The 6,955-nt window shown below is 57.7% G+C and carries 9 protein-coding genes; all 9 read right to left on the bottom strand.

From position 1 onward, the window contains the following. On the bottom strand, positions 1 to 606 hold a 606-nt coding region (locus tag C4520_14665; protein RJP18369.1), incomplete at its 3' end, for a F0F1 ATP synthase subunit alpha. Positions 607 to 644: 38 nt separating this feature from the next. Next, the gene (atpH, locus tag C4520_14660) at positions 645 to 1,181 is read right to left on the bottom strand and encodes an ATP synthase F1 subunit delta (GenBank protein RJP18365.1); all 537 of its coding nucleotides are present in this window, start codon (positions 1,179 to 1,181) and stop codon (positions 645 to 647) included. After that, on the bottom strand, positions 1,171 to 1,797 hold the full coding sequence (atpF, locus tag C4520_14655; GenBank protein ID RJP18364.1) for an ATP synthase F0 subunit B: 627 nt from the start codon (positions 1,795 to 1,797) through the stop codon (positions 1,171 to 1,173). Before atpF ends, atpH begins: the two co-directional genes overlap by 11 nt. A 25-nt stretch (positions 1,798 to 1,822) precedes the next feature. Continuing rightward, the gene (locus C4520_14650; GenBank protein RJP18363.1) at positions 1,823 to 2,050 is read right to left on the bottom strand and encodes a F0F1 ATP synthase subunit C; all 228 of its coding nucleotides are present in this window, start codon (positions 2,048 to 2,050) and stop codon (positions 1,823 to 1,825) included. A gap of 43 nt (positions 2,051 to 2,093) precedes the next feature. After that, positions 2,094 to 2,759, bottom strand: coding sequence for an ATP synthase F0 subunit A (gene atpB, locus C4520_14645; protein RJP18362.1), 666 nt, complete (start codon positions 2,757 to 2,759; stop codon positions 2,094 to 2,096). A gap of 83 nt (positions 2,760 to 2,842) precedes the next feature. After that, the gene (locus C4520_14640; protein ID RJP18361.1) at positions 2,843 to 3,160 is read right to left on the bottom strand and encodes a hypothetical protein; all 318 of its coding nucleotides are present in this window, start codon (positions 3,158 to 3,160) and stop codon (positions 2,843 to 2,845) included. Further along, positions 3,161 to 3,451 carry an AtpZ/AtpI family protein gene (locus C4520_14635; protein ID RJP18360.1) on the bottom strand — a complete coding sequence of 97 codons (291 nt, stop codon included), beginning with the start codon at positions 3,449 to 3,451 and terminating at the stop codon, positions 3,161 to 3,163. Positions 3,452 to 3,561: 110 nt separating this feature from the next. Further along, a complete protein-coding gene (locus C4520_14630) occupies positions 3,562 to 5,106 on the bottom strand; it encodes an NADH-quinone oxidoreductase subunit N (GenBank protein RJP18359.1) in 1,545 nt (514 codons plus the stop codon). A 12-nt stretch (positions 5,107 to 5,118) separates the two neighbouring features. Continuing rightward, on the bottom strand, positions 5,119 to 6,873 hold the full coding sequence (locus C4520_14625) for an NADH-quinone oxidoreductase subunit M (protein RJP18368.1): 1,755 nt from the start codon (positions 6,871 to 6,873) through the stop codon (positions 5,119 to 5,121). Between the last annotated feature and the right edge of the window lie 82 nt (positions 6,874 to 6,955).

The raw sequence follows: 6,955 nt of genomic DNA, 5'->3' as shown, positions 1-6,955 counted from the left end.
CTGCTTCTGTCCGATCGCGACGTAGATGCAATAGACATCACCGCCGCGCTGGTTGATGATGGTATCGACGGCGAGTGCCGTCTTGCCCGTCTGCCGGTCACCGATGATCAGCTCGCGCTGTCCGCGCCCGATGGGGATCATCGAGTCGATGCATTTCAGCCCCGACTGCAACGGCTCCTTGACCGGTTGGCGCTGCACGACGTTGGGAGAGCCGCCCTCGACGGGGCGGTACTTCTTCGCGTTGAGCGGGCCTTTTCCATCGACGGGCAGGCCGATGCCGTTGACAACGCGTCCGACCAACTCGGGCCCGACGGGCACCTGCAGGATTCTGCCGGTCCGTTTCACCTGGTCGCCCTGTTCGATTTTTTCAAAGTCGCCCAGGATGACCGCTCCGATCTGATCGATTTCGAGGTTGAGCGCCATGCCGAAAACGCTGTTGGGAAATTCGAGCATCTCGGCGGCCATGCAGCTCGGCAAACCCTTGATTCGGGCGATGCCGTCGCCGGCCTCGATTACGGTGCCGACCTCCTCTACATCGACCGAGATCTGCGACTCCTTAATATGTCGTCGTAGTATCTCTGATATTTCAGAGGGATCAAGCTTCAGTTCCAAGACTTATCCTCCCTTTAATGAGAAGCGGAAGATCACACTTCCATCTGCTTCTTGATCTGGGACAGCTTCTTTCTAACACTTCCATCCAGTACTTTGTCGCCGACCCTGACGATGACTCCGCCGATGATCGACTCGTCCACGCGCGTGCGCAGGTGCACGTCCTTCTTCGTCAGTCTGCGAAGCTCCCTGGCCAGCTCGTCCAGCATGCCGTCGGTAACCGGAAACGCGGTGGTCACCTCCGCCGTCACCTTCGCCCGGATCTCGCTCACCATGCGGTAGTATTCTTCGGCGATCTTGGGCAACAGGCGGCCGCGGTCCTGGTCGACGACCAGGTACAGGTGGTTGAGCAGGATGCGGCTGATCTTGTCACGGAGCAGATCGGCCAATGCGTCTTTCTTGCCTTCGGTTCTGACGTGCGGGTTGTGGATGAACTCCTTGACCTCGTAGTTCTTTTCGTACAACCGCTCGACTTCGTGGAGTTCTTCCTCCACCCGATCGGCGACGCCTTCAGCCGACGCCACGCGGAACAGGGATTCGGCGTATGCGCTTACGATTGGGTCAACCTTCATAGAGCCTGCCTACCTCGGATATGTACTGCTTGATCAGGTTAGTATGTTCGTCTTTATTGAGCGACTTCTGAATCACTTTCGAAGCCACTTGTATCGAGATGTCGGCGATCTGCGACTGGAGCTCCTTGATGGCTTTCTCCGTCTGTCGCGCGATCTCCTCCTGCGCCCGCCGGATGACCTGGTTGGCTTCTTCGGAAGCCTTGTTCAGGGCTTCCTTGCGCAGGCTTTCGCCGAGCTGCTTGCCTTCGTCGATGATCTTCTTGGCTTCGGTGCGCGCCTCATTGAGCTGGGCCTTGTACTGGGCGAGCATCTGCTGGGCCTCTTCGCGCGTCATCTCGGCGTTCTTGATATCGCCCTCGATCTTGTTGTTGCGTTCATCGATCATCGCGGTGATCCGCGGAAATGCGAACTTTCCCAGGACAAAAAACACAATGCCGAACGCGACAAGAGTCCACACCCAGAGATTCGGCTGCACCTGCATGGGAGAGCCTTCGTGCCCGCCTTCGGCCGCATGCTCCTCATGCGTTTCGGAAACGGCCTGTTCGACCGTCTCCTCCAGCTCGTGAACTTCCTGAGCCAGGTAAAACACGGTTTCGGCCACGTCATTCACCTCCATCTTGCGAGCGGAACACGCTCAGCGATTAAGAGCCCATGATGATGAAGCTGATGACGAGCGCGTACAGCGCGAGAGCTTCAATAAACGCCAGTCCGATGAACATGTTGGTGGTAAGCGTTCCGGTGGCCTCCGGCTGACGGGCCATGCTCTCGATGGCGCTTCCGACGAGCATTCCCATGCCGATGCCGGTCCCGAGTGCTGCGAATCCGATGCTAATTCCGGCGCCAAGTGCGCCGAGTCCCGTTAGGTCCATGTTGTCCTCCCTTGAATTACTCAGGCCTGTTGTTGCGCTCGACTTAGTGGTGTTCTCTGAGCGAATCGCCGATATACAGCGAAGAAAGAATCGCAAAGATGAACGCCTGAATCAGAGCGACAAAAATTTCAAATATGAGCATGCCCACCACCCCGAGGAACGGGAAGGGAGCAAGCGCCATCCAGAAACTGCCTTTGGCGAACAAGGTGGCCGCGCCCATCGCGAAAACCACCAGCACGGTATGGCCCGCGAACATGTTGGCGAAAAGTCGAACCGCCAGCGCAAAATGTTTCGCAAAAAGGCTGATAATTTCCACCGGAAAGATCACCGGCAGCAACAACCACGGTACGCCGTGAGGCGCAAAGCTCTTGACGTAGCCGCCGATGCCTTTCTTGCGGATGCCGGTCACCAGCACAACCAGAAACACGAGAACCGCGAGCGTAGCGGTCACGTTCACGTTCGAGGTGGCTGTGTAGCCGTACTTGTCGAGCGGAAAGATGCCGACCACGTTACAGAAAAAAACGAAGAAAAACAGCGATGCGATGAATGGGAAATACGGCAGTCCCTCATGCCCAATCGTATCGATCACCATCTTCTCACGGATGAGCGTGAGCAGGGTTTCGACGGCGCCCTGATGCCTGCCGGGCACCATCGCGCGCCTCCCGCCGAGATAGATGGTCAGGAAGGCGGCGGCGGCGGCAATGAACATCCAGACGACCGCCTCATTGATGGAGAGATAGGGCCCCCATTCGACGAGGTTATGCAGTTGCGGGTGTGGTATTTGCAAAGCTCTTACCTCCTATCCGACGCCTGCTTCTGCTGGCGGATTCCCCCGAGTGTCCTGAACATCTGCACGATCGTCAGCACGGTGAACGTGCCGACCAGCCCGATGCAGGCGGCGACAAAGTTCACATTGCTCGCGCGAGAGAGAGTCCACAGCAGCAGCCCGATGAACCCGAATCGAAAAACAAAACCGCCCAAAACAATCGCCTGTCCGTAGCGGATGGTTGAAGGTCGAATGAGCGAGGCAATCGATTTCGCCAGCGAAAAATCCATCGCCGCCGCTGCGATTCCCACCGCCAGACCGACGATTACAGGCACTACATTCATTTACTTTTCCTTATCTCTTGAATCCGTACGCTCCTTATCGCCGCCGTCGCCCAGTTCCCTCCGCAGACTGGTCAGCGTCCGATACGCCGAGCGAATCGCGGCAGCACCCCCCAGAATCACTCCGCCGATGGTGAACCACGGCGATTTCCCCGTTTTCGCGTCCAGCCACCGTCCGATCAGTAGGGGGACAATCACGGCAACAGCCATTTCGACGGAAAGCGTAAAGGCAATGCCCCAACTGACAAGAAATTTGTTGCGGTCCCGGTTCATAGCCGCGCTGGTTCCACCCATCCGGTCCGCGACGGCGCCATTCGTGTTTCCACGAAAGCTTCCTGCCGCGAATCACGTATCCCGGTTCGCCGTTCGCGCCGCCCAATTTGTGCGGGCGATGGGGTGCAGGCTTACCCGAGTATCCGCTGCAGCATTGGCGCGATGGTGTCTCGGGCCAATCCGATAACCGTTCCAGGGGCAACGCCGAAAACAATCGTGAACAGCGATGCAGTAACAGCCGCGTACATGGTTGACCCGGCCATATCCCCTTCTGCGACGGCTCCCGCTTCCGACTCTTTCATGTACATGTATACGATAACGCGAATATAGTAAAACGCAGCGATCACGCTGTTGATCACGCCGATAACGGCCAGTTGCGTGTTTTCCGTATCAATAGCCGCTTTGAAGATGAACAGTTTCCCCACAAATCCGAAGGTCGGCGGAATGCCGGCAAGCGAGAGCAGCAGAATCGCCATCAGCATGGCGGTCAGCGGCCTTCGTTTCGCCAGTCCCGCATAATCGCTCAACGATTCGTGCGGGTCGCCTTCCCGCGCCAACGTGATCACGATCGCGAATGTGCCCAGGTTCATGAACATATAGGCGAACAGGTACACCATCACGCTGATTATCGACTCCGAAATCAGGGCACCGCGCAGGGTAATCCGGGATGTGACCTCCATCGCCGATCCGGCCGAAACGACGCCGATCAGCAGGTAGCCGGCGTGCGCAATGCTCGAGTACGCGAGCATGCGCTTGATGTTGCTCTGGGCTACCGCGACCACGTTGCCCACGATCATTGTCAGGATCGACAATAACATGAACAGCTGCGTCCAGTCGAGCACCAGCGTGTTGAACGTGGTCAGATACACGCGCATGATAACCGCAAAACCCGCCACCTTCGGGCCGACCGACATGAACGCCGTCAGCGGTGTCGGCGCTCCCTCGTATACGTCCGGAGTCCACATGTGGAAAGGAACAGCGGCGATTTTAAAAGAGAACCCGACGGTCATTAACACCAGCGAAAGCGTGATCAGGCTCGGATTGAGCATCTGGGTTATCTGTTTGCCCGATTCCGCGCTCTTGGTGAAATCGAGATATTCCGCGATCCCGGGGAGGCTGGTGGTGCTGGTGATCCCGTAGAAGAACGATATGCCGTACAGCAGGATCGCGGACGCGAACGAGCCGAGCAGAAAATACTTGATCGAGGCTTCGCTCGAGCGCGGGCTTTGCCGCTGGAACCCCGCCATCAGATAGATCGAGATCGCCATCAGCTCGAGCCCGATGTAGATGGTGAGCAGGTCGTTCCCTGCCACCATCACCATCATTCCCAGCGTCGCGAACAGGATCAGCTCGAGGTATTCACCCATGCTGATGTTGAAAAGTTTCAGGTAGCGCGGCGACATGAGAACGGTGAACGCCGCGGAAAGAATGAAGATGATCTTGAAAAACTGCGAATAGGTATCGACGGCGACCATCCCGCTGAATGCGGTCTCGTCCCTGCTCCAGATCGCGCCCGTCATCAGGAGCGAGATGAACAGGCCGGCGAGCGCCAGCACAGCCAGTGACATTGCCCTCCGTGGCTTGAGGAAAATGTCGGCTGCCAGGATGAGAAGCCCTGTTAACGCAATTACCACCTCGGGCGCGATAGCTGAAATATCTATTGCCGGTAGTTGCATCTATTCACTCCACTAGTGTACCGGGTGGCCGGACTCGTGAGCGGAAGCATGCGAATCGGCCTGGACCGGCATGACCTCACCCGATGCCTCTTCCAGTTGGCGCGCGCCTTCGCCTGCTGAACCATGAACCGGTTCGCCCTCGTCGGCGTGTTCCGAATGGGCCGGCATCGCATGCGCCTGGCCGGAAGCCTTCGCCTCCTCGCGAGCCAGTTGCTCCTGCATCAGCGCCTTCTCTTCCGCCGCCGCGACCGGATTCGTGATCTCGACGGTATTCGCGACAGCCGCTTCCATAAATTTGAGGAACGGCTTCGGATACACGCCGATCCAGAAGCAGAGGAAAATGATCGGAATCAGCGTCATCGCCTCGCGGAGGTTGAGGTCCTTGAGCTTCATGTTTTCCGGATTCTCGAGCTTTCCGAACATCACGCGCTGGAACATCCACAACATGTAGGCTGCGCCGAGAACAATGCCGCTGGTGGCCAGAAGCACCATCAGCGTCGAGATAGCCTCGTTCACGACGACCGATTTCATCCACAGCGCCTTGAACGCGCCAACCAGAATCGTGAATTCGCCGATGAACCCATTGAGCCCCGGCAACCCGATCGAGGAAAGCGTCACGATCATGAACATCGCCGCATAGACCGGCATCTGCTTGCTCAGCCCGCCGAAGTCCTTGATCATGCGGGTGTGCCGCCGTTCGTAAATGAGGCCGACGGCCAAGAACAATGCCCCGGTGCTCAGCCCGTGGTTGATCATTTGGAGGATGCCGCCCTCGATGCCCTGCTGATTGAGCGCGAACACGCCCAGCATCACAAAGCCGAGGTGGCTCACGCTCGAGTAGGCGACCAGCTTCTTCATGTCCGGCTGCATCATCGCCGTGAGCGCGCCGTAGACAATGCCGATAACCGCCAGCGTGATCCCGTACGGCAGGAACCACATCATCGCTTCCGGGAACAGCGGCAGGCTGAAGCGCACGAAGCCGTAGGTGCCCATTTTCAGCAAGACGCCTGCCAGGATGACGCTGCCCGCCGTCGGCGCCTCCACGTGCGCGTCGGGCAACCACGTGTGGAACGGAAACATCGGCACCTTGATCGCGAAGCCGACGAAGAAGGCCAAGAACAGCCACCGCTGGATGTGGAACGGAATGTCGAGGTTGTAGAACCTCATGATTTCGAAGCTGCGCTCGCCCGTCTGATGGTAGTGGATAAACCACAGCGCCAGAATGGCCAGCAGCATCAGCACGCTGCCCGCCAGCGTGTAGAGGAAGAACTTGATGGCCGCATACAGCTTGCGCGGGCCGCCCCACACGCCGATGAGGAAGTACATCGGCACCAGCATCACTTCCCAGAAAACGTAGAACAGGAAGAAATCGAGCGAGAAGAAGACTCCGAGCATGCCGGTCTGCAAGAGCAGCATGAAGATGTAATACTCTTTGACGCGCTCGTGGATTGCCGACCATGACGAAAGCACCGCCAGCACTCCCAGGAACGTCGTCAGCATTACCAGCAGGATACTGATTCCGTCAACCCCGAAGAAATACTGCACTCCGAGGCTCTGGATCCAGTCGGCGCGCTCGACGAACTGGAGCACATGCCGGTCTTTGACAAAGCCCGAGACCAGCCGCAGCGAGACAATGAAGTCGACGAGCACAACTACGTTTGCAAACCATTTAATCGTGGTGTCCCGGCGCAGGAACAGCATGATGATCAGTGCGCCGACGACGGGAATATAGGTGATGATCGAGAGGATCGGCACCTGCAATCCCATCTCTGAATACGTCAGGATTTCCGGAGTCACTCCTCTATTCTCCCTTCTCTAGAGCATGCAAAATATGCCACATATATCGTTC

The sequence above is a fragment of the Candidatus Abyssobacteria bacterium SURF_5 genome (assembly GCA_003598085.1).
Classification (GTDB): Bacteria; Abyssobacteria; SURF-5; order SURF-5; family SURF-5; genus SURF-5.
Note: the sequence above shows the minus strand (reverse complement) of the source record. Positions and strands in the feature narration are given on the sequence as shown.

Coding starts and splice junctions, on each gene's coding strand:
- atpH (RJP18365.1), bottom strand. CDS start 1,181: ATGAAGGTTGACCCAATCGTAAGCGCATACGCCGAATCCCTGTTCCGC.
- C4520_14635 (RJP18360.1), bottom strand. CDS start 3,451: ATGGGTGGAACCAGCGCGGCTATGAACCGGGACCGCAACAAATTTCTT.
- C4520_14650 (RJP18363.1), bottom strand. CDS start 2,050: ATGGACCTAACGGGACTCGGCGCACTTGGCGCCGGAATTAGCATCGGA.
- atpF (RJP18364.1), bottom strand. CDS start 1,797: ATGGAGGTGAATGACGTGGCCGAAACCGTGTTTTACCTGGCTCAGGAA.
- C4520_14640 (RJP18361.1), bottom strand. CDS start 3,160: ATGAATGTAGTGCCTGTAATCGTCGGTCTGGCGGTGGGAATCGCAGCG.
- atpB (RJP18362.1), bottom strand. CDS start 2,759: ATGTTCATTGCCGCCGCCGCCGCCTTCCTGACCATCTATCTCGGCGGG.
- C4520_14630 (RJP18359.1), bottom strand. CDS start 5,106: ATGCAACTACCGGCAATAGATATTTCAGCTATCGCGCCCGAGGTGGTA.
- C4520_14625 (RJP18368.1), bottom strand. CDS start 6,873: ATGGGATTGCAGGTGCCGATCCTCTCGATCATCACCTATATTCCCGTC.